Origin of the sequence: Actinomadura chokoriensis, assembly GCF_041463665.1 — a bacterium.
GTDB classification, from domain to species: domain Bacteria; phylum Actinomycetota; class Actinomycetes; order Streptosporangiales; family Streptosporangiaceae; genus Spirillospora; species Spirillospora chokoriensis_A.
This window is the reverse complement of the sequence record NZ_JAXCEJ010000015.1, coordinates 90,061-105,801: the sequence shown is the minus strand read 5'-3', so window position 1 is coordinate 105,801 and position 15,741 is coordinate 90,061. Positions and strand designations below refer to the sequence as shown.

Annotated in this window: 14 protein-coding genes; 10 read left to right on the top strand and 4 right to left on the bottom strand. The window is 72.2% G+C overall.

Annotated elements, in window-relative coordinates; translation table 11 throughout:
- Positions 1-136 precede the first annotated feature (136 nt).
- The 4 genes from SM418_RS22810 to tsaD are packed head-to-tail and all read left to right on the top strand — an operon-like array spanning position 137 to position 3,472.
- Positions 137-1,228: a hypothetical protein gene (locus tag SM418_RS22810; RefSeq protein ID WP_371942922.1), complete on the top strand. Its 1,092-nt coding sequence runs from the start codon at positions 137-139 to the stop codon at positions 1,226-1,228.
- Between the two features lie 53 nt (positions 1,229-1,281).
- Positions 1,282-1,950, top strand: coding sequence for a tRNA (adenosine(37)-N6)-threonylcarbamoyltransferase complex dimerization subunit type 1 TsaB (gene tsaB / locus SM418_RS22805; protein WP_371942921.1), 669 nt, complete (start codon positions 1,282-1,284; stop codon positions 1,948-1,950).
- Positions 1,947-2,441: a ribosomal protein S18-alanine N-acetyltransferase gene (gene rimI / locus SM418_RS22800; protein WP_371942920.1), complete on the top strand. Its 495-nt coding sequence runs from the start codon at positions 1,947-1,949 to the stop codon at positions 2,439-2,441. Before tsaB ends, rimI begins: the two co-directional genes overlap by 4 nt.
- On the top strand, positions 2,438-3,472 hold the full coding sequence (tsaD, locus tag SM418_RS22795; protein WP_371942919.1) for a tRNA (adenosine(37)-N6)-threonylcarbamoyltransferase complex transferase subunit TsaD: 1,035 nt from the start codon (positions 2,438-2,440) through the stop codon (positions 3,470-3,472). Before rimI ends, tsaD begins: the two co-directional genes overlap by 4 nt.
- 28 nt (positions 3,473-3,500) lie before the next feature.
- On the opposite strand, the gene SM418_RS22790 is transcribed toward tsaD, so the two are convergent.
- The 3 genes from SM418_RS22790 to SM418_RS22780 all read right to left on the bottom strand — a co-directional run bounded on the left by SM418_RS22790 (position 3,501) and on the right by SM418_RS22780 (position 8,135).
- Positions 3,501-4,436, bottom strand: a complete 936-nt coding sequence (locus SM418_RS22790) for a phosphotransferase family protein (RefSeq protein ID WP_371942918.1) — start codon at positions 4,434-4,436, stop codon at positions 3,501-3,503.
- Positions 4,437-4,628: 192 nt separating this feature from the next.
- Positions 4,629-6,278 carry a hypothetical protein gene (locus SM418_RS22785; RefSeq protein WP_371942917.1) on the bottom strand — a complete coding sequence of 550 codons (1,650 nt, stop codon included), beginning with the start codon at positions 6,276-6,278 and terminating at the stop codon, positions 4,629-4,631.
- 642 nt (positions 6,279-6,920) lie between these two features.
- On the bottom strand, positions 6,921-8,135 hold the full coding sequence (locus tag SM418_RS22780) for a THUMP-like domain-containing protein (RefSeq protein ID WP_371942916.1): 1,215 nt from the start codon (positions 8,133-8,135) through the stop codon (positions 6,921-6,923).
- Between the two features lie 235 nt (positions 8,136-8,370).
- Here SM418_RS22780 and groES point away from each other — a divergent pair, with 235 nt between their 5' ends.
- From groES to SM418_RS22760, 4 genes are all read left to right on the top strand, one after another.
- On the top strand, positions 8,371-8,679 hold the full coding sequence (groES, locus tag SM418_RS22775; RefSeq protein ID WP_067454521.1) for a co-chaperone GroES: 309 nt from the start codon (positions 8,371-8,373) through the stop codon (positions 8,677-8,679).
- An 85-nt stretch (positions 8,680-8,764) separates the two neighbouring features.
- Positions 8,765-10,390: a chaperonin GroEL gene (gene groL, locus SM418_RS22770; protein ID WP_371942915.1), complete on the top strand. Its 1,626-nt coding sequence runs from the start codon at positions 8,765-8,767 to the stop codon at positions 10,388-10,390.
- A 296-nt stretch (positions 10,391-10,686) separates the two neighbouring features.
- The gene (locus tag SM418_RS22765; protein ID WP_371942914.1) at positions 10,687-11,379 is read left to right on the top strand and encodes a sigma-70 family RNA polymerase sigma factor; all 693 of its coding nucleotides are present in this window, start codon (positions 10,687-10,689) and stop codon (positions 11,377-11,379) included.
- A complete protein-coding gene (locus SM418_RS22760; protein ID WP_371942913.1) occupies positions 11,376-12,119 on the top strand; it encodes a hypothetical protein in 744 nt (247 codons plus the stop codon). The genes SM418_RS22765 and SM418_RS22760 overlap by 4 nt, the downstream gene beginning before the upstream one ends.
- Before the next feature lie 70 nt (positions 12,120-12,189).
- Here SM418_RS22760 and SM418_RS22755 read toward each other — a convergent pair whose 3' ends face one another.
- Positions 12,190-12,579: a DUF5319 domain-containing protein gene (locus SM418_RS22755; protein WP_371942912.1), complete on the bottom strand. Its 390-nt coding sequence runs from the start codon at positions 12,577-12,579 to the stop codon at positions 12,190-12,192.
- 244 nt (positions 12,580-12,823) lie between these two features.
- Here SM418_RS22755 and guaB point away from each other — a divergent pair, with 244 nt between their 5' ends.
- Both guaB and SM418_RS22745 read left to right on the top strand, forming a co-directional pair.
- Positions 12,824-14,320: an IMP dehydrogenase gene (gene guaB, locus SM418_RS22750; RefSeq protein ID WP_371942911.1), complete on the top strand. Its 1,497-nt coding sequence runs from the start codon at positions 12,824-12,826 to the stop codon at positions 14,318-14,320.
- A 234-nt stretch (positions 14,321-14,554) separates the two neighbouring features.
- A complete protein-coding gene (locus SM418_RS22745) occupies positions 14,555-15,670 on the top strand; it encodes a GuaB3 family IMP dehydrogenase-related protein (protein WP_371943031.1) in 1,116 nt (371 codons plus the stop codon).
- Positions 15,671-15,741 lie beyond the last annotated feature (71 nt).

Below are 15,741 nucleotides of genomic sequence, written 5' to 3'. Positions count from 1 at the left end.
CTACATGTCGTACTCTTTGCCGGAACGAACCTCACCTAACACGACATATCGATTTCCTCGGGAGTGGGAACCGGTGAGTGGTAGCCATCGCAGCGGTAGTGACCGCGACAGCTATCGCGGTTCGGGCGGTGGCCAGGTGCCAGGCGGCGGTTACCGGCCGGACGGCGGCGGATACGCCTCGGGCGGCGGGGAGTACGGGCCGTACCAGAGCGGCCGTGACTCCGGCCCTGCCCAGGGGACCGGCGGCCAGCCGACCGGCGGCCACCCGACCGGTGGTTACTCGAGCGAGTCCGGCCAGTACCGGCCGGAGTCGAGCCAGTACCGGCGGGACGGCGGCCCCTACCGGCGCGAGTCGAGCCAGTACCAGCGGGAGAGCGGTCCCTACCAGCGAGAGACCGGCCCCTACCAGTCCGGCAGCGGCGGATACCGGTCCGGCAGCGGCGGCTACGGCGCCGGTGCCGGCGGCCGCCGTACCGACAGCGGCGGTTACCGGTCCGGCAGCGGCAGCTACCGCACCGGCAGTCACCGGGTCGCCCGCGAACGCCGCGGCGGACGGCGCTGGGCCGCCGTCCTGGCGGGCCTCGGCGCCGGCGTCGGTGTCTGCGTCCTCGCGGTCTTCGTCATCCTGAGGGGGGTCGGCGCGAGCGACGGCAAGGACGGCGGCCAGGTCGTCGGGAGCGGCGCCGCCGAGAGCTCCCCGACGGCGAAGGGCGAGCGCTCCCTCGTCCCCGACTCCTGCACGATCGTCGGCCAGGACCTCGTCGACAGGCTGGCGCCCGGCTCCGAGCGGACCCAGGCCGACAGCTACCAGAGCAACGAGCGGCAGAACCAGTGCGTGTGGGGCGCCTACGCGGGCGACACCAAGCGGCAGCTCACCCTTGAGCTCCGCGCGATCGCCGGAAGCGCCGAGCAGACGCCCACGGACGCCGCGACCCGGACGTTCACGTCCGAGCGGACCGCCGACGAGTCCGGCAAGGGGCTGCTGCCCGGCCAGAAGCTCACCGACAAGATCCGCCTCGACGGCGTCGGCGACGACGGCTACCTCGTCTACAGCGTCGACGACAAGCAGGGGGGCGGCGAGGCCGTCGGCAACGTCCGGATCGCGAACGTCCTCATCACGATCCACTACTCGGGCTCCGACGACGGCGACCCGCTGTCGTCCAAGTCGGCCACGGGCGGCGCCACCGAGGTCGCCAAGTCCGTGATCCAGACCCTCGGCCAGGGCTGAGCCGCCCCGGGGACGGGCCACCGCCGTCCACCTGACCGGTAGGCTTACAACCCGTGCTGGTCTTGGCTTTCGATACCGCGACCGCCGCGATCACCGTGGCGCTGTACGAGTGGATTCCGGGCGAGGGTGCCGTGCCGCGCGGCGTGGCCGAGGCCGTCGACCGGCGTCGGCACACCGAGCTGCTCACCCCGTCCATCGCGCAGGTGATGGCGGAGGCCGGTGCCGCACCGGCCGACCTGAGCGCGATCGCCGTCGGCGTCGGGCCCGGCCCCTACACGGGGCTCCGTGTCGGGCTCGTCACGGGCCGCGCCATGGGCGAGGCCCTGAGCATCCCTGTGCACGGTGTCTGCACGCTGGACATCATCGCCTGGGCCACCGGCAGGGAGGCGCCGTTCGTCGTCGCCACCGATGCCCGTCGCAAAGAGGTCTACTGGGCGCGGTACGACTCGGCCCGCGCGCGCGCCACCGAGCCTGCCGTGGGCCCGCCGTCGGACGTCCCGGAAGGAATGCCCGTCGTCGGCGAGGGCGGCGCGCTCTACCCGGAGATCCTCGGAGATTCCGGCCACGAGCCCCTGCTGCCGGCCGCCGGCGCCCTCGCGGAGCTGACCATCGCCCGCCTGGCCGGTCTCAAGGTGCCCGAACTCCTCCCGCCGGAGCCGCTCTACCTGCGCAGACCGGACGCGAAGGAGCCGGGCCCCCGCAAGAAGGTGACCCCGGCATGAGCGGCGTCGTCCTGCGGCCCATGAAGGACGCCGACCTGCCGGCCGTCCACCGGCTGGAGAGGCTGCTGTTCCCCGAGGACGCCTGGAGCGAGGAGATGCTCCGCGGCGAGCTGGCCGACCAGCCGCGCACCCGGCACTACGTCGTCGCCGAGGAGCCCGGCGGCGAGATCGTCGGCTACGCGGGCCTGGCCGCGGCGGGCGGGCAGGCCGACGTGCAGACCATCGGGGTCCGGGCCGACCGGCGCAAGAGCGGCGTGGGCGCGGCGCTGCTCACCGAACTGCTGGACGAGGCCGCCCGCCGCAACAGCGAGACTGTCTTCCTGGAGGTCCGCGCCGACAACGACGCAGCCCACCGCCTCTACGAGCGGTTCGGGTTCGTCAGGGTCGGCCTCCGCAAGCGCTACTACCAGCCCTCGAACGTGGACGCGATCGTCATGAGCCGCTCGCTCCGGCCGCGTCCGCCCATGGGCTTCAAACGGGAGGACCGATGATCCGGGACGAACCGCTGGTGCTCGGGATCGAGACCTCGTGCGACGAGACGGGGGTCGGGATCGTCCGCGGGCACACGCTGCTGGCGGACGCCATCGCCTCCAGCGTCGACCAGCACGCCCGGTTCGGCGGCGTCGTGCCGGAGGTCGCCTCGCGCGCGCACCTGGAGGCGATGACGCCGACCATCGAGCGCGCGCTCGCGGACGCCGGCCTGGTGCTGGCCGACGTGGACGCGTTCGCGGTCACCGCCGGCCCCGGCCTGCCCGGCGCGCTGATGGTCGGCGTCGCCGCCGCGAAGGCGTACGCGCTGTCGCTCGGCAAGCCGCTGTACGGCGTCAACCACCTGGCCGCGCACGTGTGCGTCGACCAGCTCGAACACGGACCGCTGCCCAAGCCGTGCGTGGCGCTGCTGGTGTCGGGCGGGCACTCGTCGATCCTGCTCGTCCCGGACGTGACCGGCGACGTGCGCTCCCTCGGCAGCACCGTGGACGACGCGGCGGGCGAGGCGTTCGACAAGGTCGCGCGCGTTCTCGACCTCGGGTTCCCCGGCGGCCCGGTCATCGACCGCATGGCCCGCGAGGGCGACCCGGCCGCGATCGCGTTCCCGCGCGGCAAGTACAACGACGGGACCTACGACTTCTCGTTCTCCGGGCTGAAGACGGCGGTGGCCCGCTGGGTCGAGGCCAAGGAGCGCGCCGGCGAGCCCGTCCCGGTCGCGGACGTGGCCGCGTCCTTCCAGGAGGCCGTGGTCGACGTCCTGACGCAGAAGGCCCTGAAGGTCTGCAAGGACAACGGCGTCCACGACCTGCTGATCGGCGGCGGCGTCGCCGCCAACTCCCGGCTGCGGGCCCTGGCCGCCGCGCGCTGCGAGGCGGCGGGCGTGCGGTTGCGCGTCCCGCGCCCGAAGCTGTGCACCGACAACGGCGCGATGGTCGCCGCCCTCGGCTCCGAACTGGTCGCGTGCGGCGTGTCGCCCTCGACCCTGGAACTCCCCGCCGACTCCAGCCTTCCCATCGAGGCCGTGACCCTCTGACGAGCGCCGCGCCCCCGACGAGCGGGGTTCAGCAGTCGGACAGGAGTTTGGCCAGGTAGTCCTCGAAGAGGGGGACCTTGGCCTCGTCCATGGTGCAGTCGTCGTCTTCGGGGAGCAGGTCGAGGAGGCAGCGGACGTCCCAGTACGGGTCGTGGACGTGGCCGCCGGAGACCTGGTCGAACGAGGACAGGAACCGGTCGGCGACGGACACCCCGTAGCGAAGGGCCAGGCCGCGGCGCATGCAGGCGATGTCGACGGCGACGGGGCCCGACGAGGCGTCCGACCAGTCGACGACGCCGGTGAGCTTGCCGTAGGACCACAGCGTGTTGTCGGCGTGGTAGTCGCGGTGGATGAAGCGGGCGGGCGCCTCGGGGGCGGGACGGGCGGCGGCCTCGAAGGCGCGTTCCCACAGCGCGGGGCGGAGCGCGTGCTTGGGCGGGCGCCGCACGTCCAGCCGGTTGTGCGGGACGTACGGGGGCATCGTGGACGCGCCGTTCAGCGCGTGCACCGCCAGCAGCGCGGCGGCCGCCTGGATGAGGTATTCGGGCAGGTCGTCGGGGGACGGCCGGGGCGGGTGGCCGGGGAGCCGGGTGATGAGCAGCGCCGGGACGTCGCAGTAGGCGCCGGCGGGGTCGGCGGCGACGAGGGCCGGGGTGGGGATCTCGCAGCCGGCGAGGAGCGCGAGCGCGGCGATCTCGCGTTCGGGGCAGAAGTCGGCGTCGTTGTAGCCGCGCCGTGCGGGGTCGCGCGACGTCCAGCGGCGCAGGACGAGCCGGTGCTCGCTGCCCGAGCCGCTCTCCACGAGCAGGGCGTGGTTGGTGTGCGCGGTGCCGCCGGCGAGCGGCCGCACCACGCGCACCTCGGCGCCCTTGCCGAGGCACTCCTCGACCCAGCGCAGGGTGGGGAGGCCGGGCGCGGAGCCGGTCGGCAGGCAGGGAGCCGGTGTGCGAGTCACCCGATCCATGAAAACGGATTCCGCGGGGTATCGGGAGTGATTTTGCGAAGACGGAACGTAACAAATTGCACGTCAGTACGGGCCTGTCCCTGGAGAACCTTCGGGTCGTCGCGGTCGTTTGTGGGACAAAAACCGCGGATTTCGTCGGGTATCCGGAACCCCCGGGCGGGGCCACCTCGCGCCCCGCCCGGGGGTTCCGGCTCAGTCCTTGGGTTCGCGGCGGGGACGCAGGAGGGCCTCGGCCAGCGCGAGCATCGTCTCCTCCAGCGTGGACAGACGCTTCAGCACGTCCTCGTGCACCGCGTTGACCTGCTTGGAGACGTCGTCGTGGACGCCGTCGACCTTCCGGCCGACCTCGTCCTCGACGTGCAGGAAACGCTTGGCGAAGTCGGCCTGCGCGGTGTCGGCGCGCCGTCCGGCCTCGTCCTGCATGTGCTCCACGCGCCGCGCGAACTCCGCCTGGACGCCGCCGACCTGCCGCGCGACGTCCTCGTGCATGTTGCCGAGCTGCTTGGCGACGTCCTCGTGGATCGTGCCGACCTGCCGCGTGACGTCCTCGTGGATGTCGCCGATCCGCTTGCCGAAGTCGTCGTGGACGCTGCTGACCTGCCGCGTCACCTCGTTGTGCACCGATTCGACCTGCTTGGCGACGTCCGCGTGCACCGACTCGACGCGGCGGGAGACCATGTCGACCTGCGCGGTGAACTCCTCCAGCGCGCCGTCGACCCGCTTGGCGACCGCCGAGTGGATGTTCTCGATGCGCTTGCGGACGTCGTCGTGCCCGTCCTCGAACCGGCGGGAGAACTCGTCCATGCGCTTGGCGACGTCGCCGTAGGCCGTCTCGGCGACCTGCGCCACGGCCGCCCTGACCTCCGCGCGGTCCGGCCGGGCGCGCAGCTCCTCGATCAGCGGGTCGACCGCCTCGGCGAGGTGCTTCTCCAGCGCGTCGAACCGGTCGCCGTACTCGGCCTCGGGACGCTGCGCGAGGTCGCCCAGCAGGCGGTGCAGCTCGGTGATCTCCAGGGTGGCGGGGAGCCGGCCGATCCGCTCGCCTACCCCGTCGATGCGGCCGTCGAGGCTCTCGAACCGCCCGTCCACGCCCTCCAGCCTGCCGGACAGCCCTTCCAGCCGCCCGTCGACGCCGTCCAGCCGCCCGTCCAGCCCGTCGAGCCGTCCGCCGACGCCCTCGACCCGGCCGCTGACCGCCTCGAGCCCCTGCTCCATCCGCTCGGCCATCTCGCCGAGCGCCTGGTCGACCCGTGCCGTGACCCCGTTGACCGAGTGTTCGAGCCGCTCGGACCGGTGGCCCAGTTCGGCCAGCGACTTGTCGAGCCGGTTGAAGCGGACGGACCCGGCCTCCATGCTGCCCTGGAGCTTGTCCATCCGCTTGGCCATCTCGTCCATGCGCTGGGACGCCTGCTGCGCGGCGTCGGCGATGTGCTGCGCCGAGTCGAGGACGGCCTGGATCCGGGTCAGGCCCTCGTCGACGTTCTCGGCGACGACGCCGACGTCGGCCCACAGCGCGGGCAACTCGGCGACGGGCTTGACCCGCTCGCCGAACGACTCGATGTGCTCGGCCAGTCCTTCGGCCCATTCCGGGGGCTTGCCGGACAGTTCGTCGACCTGCCCGCGGACGCTCTCGATCTGCCCGGTCAGCCCGCTGAGCTCCCGCTCGCGGACCTCGCGGAGCAGCCACTCCATGCCTTCCAGCCGCTGCCGAATCTCGTCCAGGACCTGACCCTGTGAGCGCTGTTCATAGACGTGGTCCTGCGCCGCACGGGCGAGCAACTCCCGCATCCGATCCGAGACCGGTTGACCCCCCGTCTGCAGGAAGTTGTGATTCGTTTCCACCCGATGCTCCTTCGTGTGCCGGCGCGACGAAATGACGCACGGCAAATGAATCTGTGAGATGGCCACTGTAGTGCGTGTGGAGGGCCGCTAAAACGGGTAGCAGAGAAGATTGCGAGTTCTGCGGAATGCGCCTGTTATCCGGCTGGGGTGAATAGCGAGGGATGGCGGTGCGCTGGGTGGGTTCACCGCTTCGCGGCAATCGCGGGGATCATGGCGATGGGGTGGTGGTTCGGAGCCGCTCGGGGTGGTGCCGTGTCCGTACATCTCGTCCTAAATCGGCAGTTCCCGGAGCGGGTCCGAGCGTGGACGGCCGACGCGTGCCCGCGGTGACGCGACGCTCGCGGTAAGGATTCCGGCCCCATTTCGGAAGGTATTCCGCGGCACCGAAGTCCCCGCCGATGAACCCGCCTCGGTGTTTTCGGCGCGTGGGTCCCGGTGCGCCGATTCGCGGCCGGTGCCGTGCCCTTGCCGGGTGCCCGCAATTCCCTGGCGAACACGATGCCGGGAAAGGTCGATGATTTGCACCGCCGTGGCGCGTCGCGCATCCCCGCTTGGCGTTGGCCGTCCGGGCGGAAGATCTTTGGGCACGGTTCGCGGCCGGCCGCCGCGCCGGGCGGGTCAGACCGTCCGGGCAGGGCGCGGTCAGGGAGCCGGGACGGGACGGGTGAGCAGCGCGACCGGGTCGCGCCCGACGCGCGTCACCACCACGGTCGACTCCGTGCCGCCGCGGCCCGCGCGGCGTCCGCCGAAGCCGAGATCGCGCCGCAGCCGGTCGACGTCAACGGCCGAGCCGCGCTTCTTGACGGTCAGCACGCCGACCTCGCGGCGCCGGAGCTCCGCGCGCAGGCGTTTCACCGAAAACGGCAGCACGTCCTCGATCTCGTAGGCGGACGCGAACGGTGTCGGGCATAGCCGGTCGGACGTGATGTACGCGATGTGCGGATCCGCAAGCCCGCCGCCGACCAGCTCTGCCACCTCACCCACCAGATGGGCGCGAATCACCGCTCCGTCAGGCTCGTACAGGTAACGTCCCCAGGCGCGCACATCCGGGACGTCCAAGCCTTGCGGGGTGAGCGTCCAGACCTCCGGATCGGTGTCGGACGAGAGCAGCGTGGCCCGGCGACCAACGTCCCCCGCGAGCGACCCCAGCCAGAGGGCCGCCTCCTTGACGTCGCCGTGGACCGACACCCACTCGGCCTCCGCGCCGTCAGGCACGGCCTTATGCGGGATGCCGGGCGCCACCTTGACGCACGCCGCGGGCACCTTCTGCGCCATCTCCAGGACGACGTCGAGTGGCGGCTCATAGGAACGTGGATCGAAGACCCTGCCGCGCGCTGTACGGCGTCCAGGGTCGGCGAAGACCGCGTCGAACCCGTCCGGTGTGACCTTGGTGGCATCCCCAACGCGTACAGAGGCGTCCAGGCCGAAAACGGCCACATTCGCCTGCGCCACCTCGGCCGTCAACGGGTCGACTTCCACACCCTCTCCGGCTAGGCCCGCGCGCCCCCGTGCGAGGAGGTCGGCCCCTATCCCGCACCCCAGTTCCAGCACACGCGCGCCGTCCAGACGGGTGGCGAACCGTCGAGCACGATGCGCCGCCACACTCGCGCGGGTCGACTGCTCAAGACCTGCCTGCGTGAAGTACATGCGATCGGCGTCCGGACCGAACTTGACCCGCGCCCGCTCCCGCAGCCGCACCTGCGTGAGGGCCGCCGCCACGAGCGCGGGGTCGTGCCGTTCACGCAGGTGCGTCGCCGTCGCGAGCAAGCCGTCCTCGCTCAGGTCCGCGGCGGACGCCTCGCCAAGGAGTGCCTGGCCTGAGGGTGTGCGCAGGGCCCGGAACGACACGATGTCCATAAGCTGAAATTAGCTGCCGGTGAACACTGCCGGGCTCGCCCGTGTCCGTGTTGACGGGCTCCCGAGCACGGAATAGTCTCCATGACTGGCACTCTCGTAGCGAGAGTGCCAACACAGCGACGAAGGTCGGTCTGGCACCCGCGACGGCAGGCCGGTCCAGGGTCGCCTCTTCTGTCACATGTGCTGGTCGGTCATCCGTGGCCGGCCGAGGACCAATCGAAGGGGAGGTCAGATCGTGACGACCGCCACCAAGGTTGTTCTCAAGCCGCTTGAGGACCGCATCGTCGTCCAGCCGCTTGAGGCCGAGACCACCACCGCGTCGGGCCTGGTGATTCCGGACACCGCCAAGGAGAAGCCCCAGGAGGGCACCGTCCTTGCCGTTGGCCCGGGTCGCGTCGACGACAAGGGCGAGCGCGTCCCGGTCGACGTCAAGGTCGGCGAGGTCGTGCTCTACAGCAAGTACGGCGGCACCGAGGTCAAGTACAACAACGAGGACTACCTCGTTCTCTCGGCCCGCGACGTGCTCGCGGTCATCGAGAAGTAATCACCGAGACGTGATGCACCCGCCCCGGTCGGCGCCGCCTTCGGCGGGGCTGCCGGGGCGGATCGCGTAAAAGAGGAGTATCCGCATGGCGAAGATCCTGGAGTTCGAGGAGGACGCTCGCCGGGCTCTTGAGCGCGGCGTCAACGCTCTCGCGGACGCCGTCAAGGTGACGATCGGCCCGCGCGGCCGCAACGTCGTCATCGACAAGAAGTTCGGCGCGCCGACGATCACCAACGACGGCGTCACCATCGCCCGCGAGGTGGAGCTGGAGGACCCCTACGAGAACCTCGGGGCCCAGCTCGCCAAGGAAGTGGCGACCAAGACCAACGACATCGCGGGCGACGGCACCACCACGGCGACCGTCCTCGCGCAGGCCCTGGTACGCGAGGGCACCCGCAACGTGGCGGCCGGCGCGTCCCCGCTCGGGCTGAAGCGCGGCATCGACGCGGCCGCCCAGTTCGTGTCCGACCAGCTCCTCAAGTCGGCCCGCGAGGTCGAGGAGAAGGGCGAGATCGCGCACGTCGCGACCATCTCCGCGCAGGACGCGCAGATCGGCGAGCTGATCGCCGAGGCGTTCGAGAAGGTCGGCAAGGACGGCGTCATCACCGTCGAGGAGGCCCACACCATGGGCCTCGAGCTGGAGTTCACCGAGGGCCTCCAGTTCGACAAGGGCTACCTGTCGCCGCACATGGTCACCGACCACGAGCGCATGGAGGCCGTCCTGGAGGACGCCTACGTGCTGATCGTGGACGGCAAGATCTCCAACGTGCAGGAGTTCCTGCCGCTGGCCGAGAAGGTCGCGCAGACCAAGAAGCCGCTGCTCGTGGTGGCCGAGGACGTCGAGGGCGAGGCCCTGGCGCTGCTGGTCGCCAACAAGATCCGCGGCACGTTCCTCTCGGTCGCGGTCAAGGCGCCGGGCTTCGGCGACCGCCGCAAGGCGATGCTGGGCGACATGGCCACCCTGACCGGCGGCCAGGTCGTCAGCGAGGCCATCGGCCTCAAGCTCGACTCCATCGGCATCGAGGACCTCGGCCGCGCCCGGCGGATCACCGTCACCAAGGACAACACCACCATCGTCGACGGTGAGGGCTCCGCGGACGAGATCAACGCCCGGGTCAACCAGATCAAGGTCGAGATCGAGAACAGCGACTCCGACTGGGACCGCGAGAAGCTGCAGGAGCGCCTGGCCAAGCTGGCGGGCGGCGTCTGCGTGCTGCGCGTCGGCGCGGCCACCGAGGTGGAGCTGAAGGAGAAGAAGCACCGCCTCGAGGACGCCATCTCGGCGACCCGCGCGGCGATCGAGGAGGGCATCGTCTCCGGCGGCGGCAGCGCGCTGGTGCACGTGGCCAAGGAGGGCTTCGACACCCTCGGCCTGTCCGGCGACGAGGCCACCGGCGCCGAGGCGGTCCGCCGCGCGCTGGTCGAGCCGCTGCGCTGGATCTCCGAGAACGCCGGCCAGGAGGGCTACGTCGTCGTCTCCAAGGTCCAGGCGCTGCAGGCCGGCCACGGCTACAACGCCGCGACCGACGAGTACGGCGACCTGATCGCCCAGGGCGTCATCGACCCGGTGAAGGTGACCCGCTCCGCGGTCACCAACGCCGCCTCGATCGCGGGCATGCTCCTCACCACCGAGGCGCTCGTCGTCGAGAAGCCGGAAGAGGCCGAAGAGCCCGCCGGCGGTCACGGCCACGGGCACGGTCACGGCCACTGAGCCGTCCGGAAGCCGGATCGGCAGGCCCCCGCCCGCTCGGGCGGGGGCCTTGCCTTGTGCCGGTCAGTGAGCGTGCCGGTCAGTGAGCGTGCCGGTCAGTGAGCGTGCCGGTCAGTGAGCGTGCCGGTCAGTGAGCGTGCCGGTCAATGGGCTGGGCGTCGCCTGCCGGAGTGTCGGAATTCCGTGACGCCGGGCAGCGAAATGAGTGCGCAGCGTAGTATCGCCAGGTTTGTTTCAGCACTGTGACCATTCCGTTGTCAACGACGGGGCAGACACGCCCGTCGGTGCTGGGCATCATGCTTGACGTGACCGAGGGATGCTACGCCGGGACCATGACCGCGCGCGCTGCCGAACCCTCGGGAGGGCCGGCCCCGCCGGCGCCCCGCGACACCGGTCGCGGCGCGCGGGCGCTGCGTGCCGCGCACGCGGGCGACGGAGACCTCCGGGAGCTGACGAACCTCGCCGTCCAGGGCGACCCGGGCGCCATCGAGGTCCTCATCGCCGAGGTGCGTCCCATGATCGTCCGGTACTGCCGGGCCCGGCTCGGCCGGGTCTCCGGGCAGTACCACATCGCCGACGACGTGGCCCAGGAAGTCTGCATCGCCGTCCTGTCGGCCCTGCCCCGCTACCGGGACATGGGCCGCCCCTTCGCCTCCTTCGTCTTCGGCATCGCCGCGCACAAGATCGCGGACGCGCTGCGCAGCGCGGTCCGCGCGGCCGTGCCCACCGAGGACCTCCCGGACGGTCCCGACGACCGCCCCGGCCCCGAGGAGACGGTGGTCCGCTACATCGAGGCGCAGCGCGCCCGCGATCTGCTGACCCGGCTGCCCGAACACCAGCGCGAGCTGGTGCTGCTGCGGGTCGTCGCGGGCCTGTCGGCCGAGGAGACCGGTAACGTCCTCGGCATGTCCGCCGGGGCGGTGCGGGTCGCGCAGCACCGGGCCCTCGCCCGGCTCCGGGCGATGGCCAGAGAGGAGTCGATCGCTTGACCGAGCGAGGCCCCCTCACCGGCATCGGGGGCGCCCCGAATCCGGCCGGGCCCTCGCACTCCGGTGATGCCCCGGCGCCGGCGGCCCGGCCCGCGGACCTGGCCGCGGTCCGCCGGACCGACGCCCTCGTCGAGGCGCTGGCGGCGCGGCGCCTCCCCGGGGCCGCGCGCCCGGCCGACGACCCCGACCCGGCGGTGCGGCTGCTGCGCGCACTGATCACCGACGTGGACGACCAGGCCGACGAGCCCGCCCCGCCGGCGCCGTCCGGCCCCGGCTCCCGCCGCCGCGGCCCCCGCACCATCGTCGCCCTGGGCGTGGCCGGCGCCGTCCTCGCCAGCACCGGCGTCGCGGCGGCCGGCGGCGGCGGCGTCGACCGCTCCTCCGCCGCGCCGGTCCAGCGGTCGTCCGGGGCGCCCGGCACGCCTGCCGCCTCCGACGTCGACGCCGCGACGCACGACCGCGCGCTGCCGCCCGCCCGTCCGGGGCCGGGAACCTCCACGGCGCGGAAGCCGTCCCGCGACCGCGGGGACGACGGACGCCTCAAGCGCCGCCTGGAGCACCTGCTCCCGCCCCGGCACCACCACGGCCGCCCGGACGCACCCACCATGATCACGCAGTCGACCCCGTCCGCGCGTCCGGACCTCCCCACCGACGACGATCCCCTCCGCCGCCTGGACGACCTGCGCCGCGAAGCCGAGAAGCGCGCGAACCGCTACCAGAACCGCCAGCAGCCCGACTGACGGCCCGTACGCCCCGCCACCGCCGGTGGAGACGCCGTCCGGCGGCTATGGCTCGGGACGGGTGGGCGGGCTAGTTCTCGTCGCGGCCCTCTTCGCTGTCGATGACGCCGTCGACGTACCCGCGGGCGTACTCCCAGCTCACGTAATCGACGGGGTCGGGGGAGAGGGCGGGTTCGTGCACGCGGGGGAGGCCCTCGTCCAGCAGGTGGCGCAGGTTGCCGTGCAGCAGCTCCCAGTCGATGTAGTGGAGCTTGCCGCAGTCGCCGCAGTCGACCGTGAGGCCGCGCACGCCGAGCGGCTCCAGGAGGGCGCGGAAGACCTCGAGGTCGGCGAGGTCGGCCAGCACGTCCTCCCGCTCCGTCACACTGAGCGGAGCGGCCTCGTCGCCGGGGTCGCCGAGCGCCGCCGCCGGATCCTCCGGATCTCCGGCGAACGGGTCGAGCGGAGCGTCGTCGTGCACACACCCACGCTACTGCCGGACGCCCCGAAAGGTGCACCCCCCGGCCTCTTCTGTGCGCGAACGATCACGAAGCGTGCGCGGGCGGCGGGAATGTTCGACGCCGTCCGGCGTGTTCCCTGATGTCATCAAGACCACGTTGCCCGCCGCCCGCAAGAGCCCGGTCCCGCCCGGGCGGACGCCCTACCATGGGAACAGGGTCCCCTGTGACCTGGCCCGATGCCGCCACCATTACGGGAAGGTTGTCATGAACCCCGCCGCCGAGCCCGACAAGTTCCTCCCGCAGGGCCTGACCTTCGACGACGTGCTCCTGTTGCCGGGCTATTCCGACCTGCAACCGGGCGAGGCCGACACCACGACGCGGCTCACCCGCCGGATCTCGCTGCGGATCCCGCTCGTCTCGGCGGCGATGGACACGGTGACCGAGTCGCGGACGGCGGTCGCGATGGCGCGGCAGGGCGGCATCGGCGTCCTGCACCGGAACATGTCGATCGAGGACCAGGCCGAGGAGGCCGACCGGGTCAAGCGGTCCGAGTCCGGGATGATCACCAACCCGGTCACCTGCCTGCCGGACGCGACGCTCGCCGACGTCGAGGAGCTGTGCGCCCGCTACCGGATCTCGGGGGTGCCGGTCACCGACGTGCGGGGCGTGCTCGTCGGCATCGTGACGAACCGGGACATGCGTTTCGAGTCGGACCTGTCCCGTCCGGTCCGCGAGGTCATGACCCCGATGCCGCTGGTGACGGCGCCGGTGGGCGTGTCGCGGAGCGAGGCGTTCCGGCTGCTGGCGGGCAACAAGGTCGAGAAGCTCCCGCTCGTGGACGCCGACGGCCGGCTCAAGGGCCTCATCACCACCAAGGACTTCACCAAGAGCGAGCAGTACCCGCACGCCACCAAGGACGCCGACGGCCGGCTGCTCGTCGCCGCGGCCGTGGGCGTCGGCGAGGACGCGCTCCGCCGCGCCCGCGCGCTGATCGAGGCCGGCACCGATGTGATCATCGTGGACACGGCGCACGGCCACTCCAAGGGGGTCGCCGACACGATCGCCGCGATCAAGGGCAACTCGGCGGTCGAGGTCGTCGGCGGCAACGTCGCCACCGAGGCCGGTGCGAAGGTCCTGGTGGACGCGGGCGCCGACGCGATCAAGGTCGGGGTCGGGCCCGGCTCGATCTGCACCACCCGCATCGTCGCCGGCGTCGGCGTCCCGCAGATCACCGCGATCTTCGAGGCGGCCCGCGCGGCGAAGGAGGCCGGCGTCCCGGTGATCGGGGACGGCGGCCTGCAGTACTCCGGCGACATCGCCAAGGCCCTGGTCGCGGGCGCCGACACGGTCATGCTCGGCAGCCTGCTCGCCGGCATCGAGGAGTCCCCGGGTGAGCTGATCTTCGTCCACGGCAAGCAGTACAAGTCGTACCGCGGCATGGGCTCGCTCGGCGCGATGCGCAACCGCGAGCGCGGCGCGTCCTACTCCAAGGACCGCTACGCGCAGGCCGACGTCAGCGCCGAGGAGAAGCTGATCCCCGAGGGCGTCGAGGGCCAGGTGCCCTACCGCGGCCCGCTCGCCAACGTCGCGCACCAGCTCGTCGGCGGCCTCCACCAGTCCATGTGGTACGCGGGGACGCGCACGATCCCCGAGCTCCAGGAGCGCGGCCAGCTCATGCGCATCAGCGTCGCCGGCCTCCGCGAGAGCCACCCGCACGACATCCAGATGACCGTAGAGGCCCCCAACTACCAGGGCCGCTGACCCGCTCGGCATCTCGGCGCGTACTGCCCGGCGCCAGGCACGTCCGTCCCGCGCCAGGCGGTCGCATGCCCGCGCCCGGGGCGGGCCGCGGCGGGTCCGGGCAGATCACGGTCGTGCCGGACGCTGACGTAAGCTCTTGCGGGGCTTGTTCCCGCGGCCGGCGGGAACACCCGGGCAGGACGACGACCGGCACGGCGCCGGGTGAGGAAGAAGAGGGGCGCAGTGGCTGCTGAGGTGGAGATCGGACGGGGCAAGAGCGGCCGCCGGGCGTACGCCTTCGACGACATCGGCATCGTGCCGTCCCGCCGGACGCGCGATCCCGAGGAGGTCAGCGTCGCCTGGCAGATCGACGCCTACCGGTTCGAGATGCCGCTGGTCGTCGCGCCGATGGACAGCGTCGTCAGCCCGGCCACCGCGATCGCCCTTGGACGGCTCGGCGGCCTCGCCGTCCTCGACCTCGAAGGGCTGTGGACGCGGTACGAGGACCCCGCCCCGCTGCTCGCCGAGATCGCCTCGCTGGACGACGTGCGCGCGACCCGGCGGCTCCAGGAGATCTACACCGAGCCGATCAAGGAGGAGCTGATCGGCCGGCGGATCCAGGAGGTCCGGGAGGCGGGCGTCACCGTCGCGGCGCGGCTGTCGCCGCAGCGCACCGCCCAGTTCCACAAGGCCGTCATCGACGCGGGCGTCGACCTGTTCGTGATCCGCGGGACGACCGTGTCCGCCGAGCACGTGTCGGGTCGCGCCGAGCCGCTGAACCTCAAGCAGTTCATCTACGACCTCGACGTCCCGGTGATCGTCGGCGGCTGCTCCACCTACACGGCCGCGCTGCACCTGATGCGGACGGGCGCGGCCGGGGTGCTGGTCGGGTTCGGCGGCGGCTCCGGGCACACCACCCGGACCGTCCTCGGCGTCGCCGTCCCGATGGCCACCGCGGTCGCGGACGTGGCCGCCGCCCGCCGCGACTACATGGACGAGTCGGGCGGCCGGTACGTGCACGTCATCGCCGACGGCGGCATGGTCAACAGCGGCGACATCGCGAAGGCGTTCGCGTGCGGTTCCGACGCCGTGATGGTCGGCTCCCCGTTCGCCCGCTCCACCGAGGCGCCCGGGGGCGGCTACCACTGGGGCAGCGAGGCGCACCACGGCGACGTCCCGCGCGGCACCCGCCTCGAACTCGGGACGATCGGGACGATGGAGCAGATCCTGCACGGGCCGTCCCATGTCGCGGACGGCTCCATGAACCTGATCGGGGCGCTGCGCCGCGCGATGGCCACCTCCGGTTACACGGAGTTGAAGGAGTTCCAGCGGGTACAGGTCGTGGTGGCTCCCCGCCGGTCCACCGACTGAGGGCGTTACCCGCGCTCGTCCGGGGTCCGGGCGTCCCCCCGGGAGGGACTCGGCCGCCTCCGGGTGGCGGT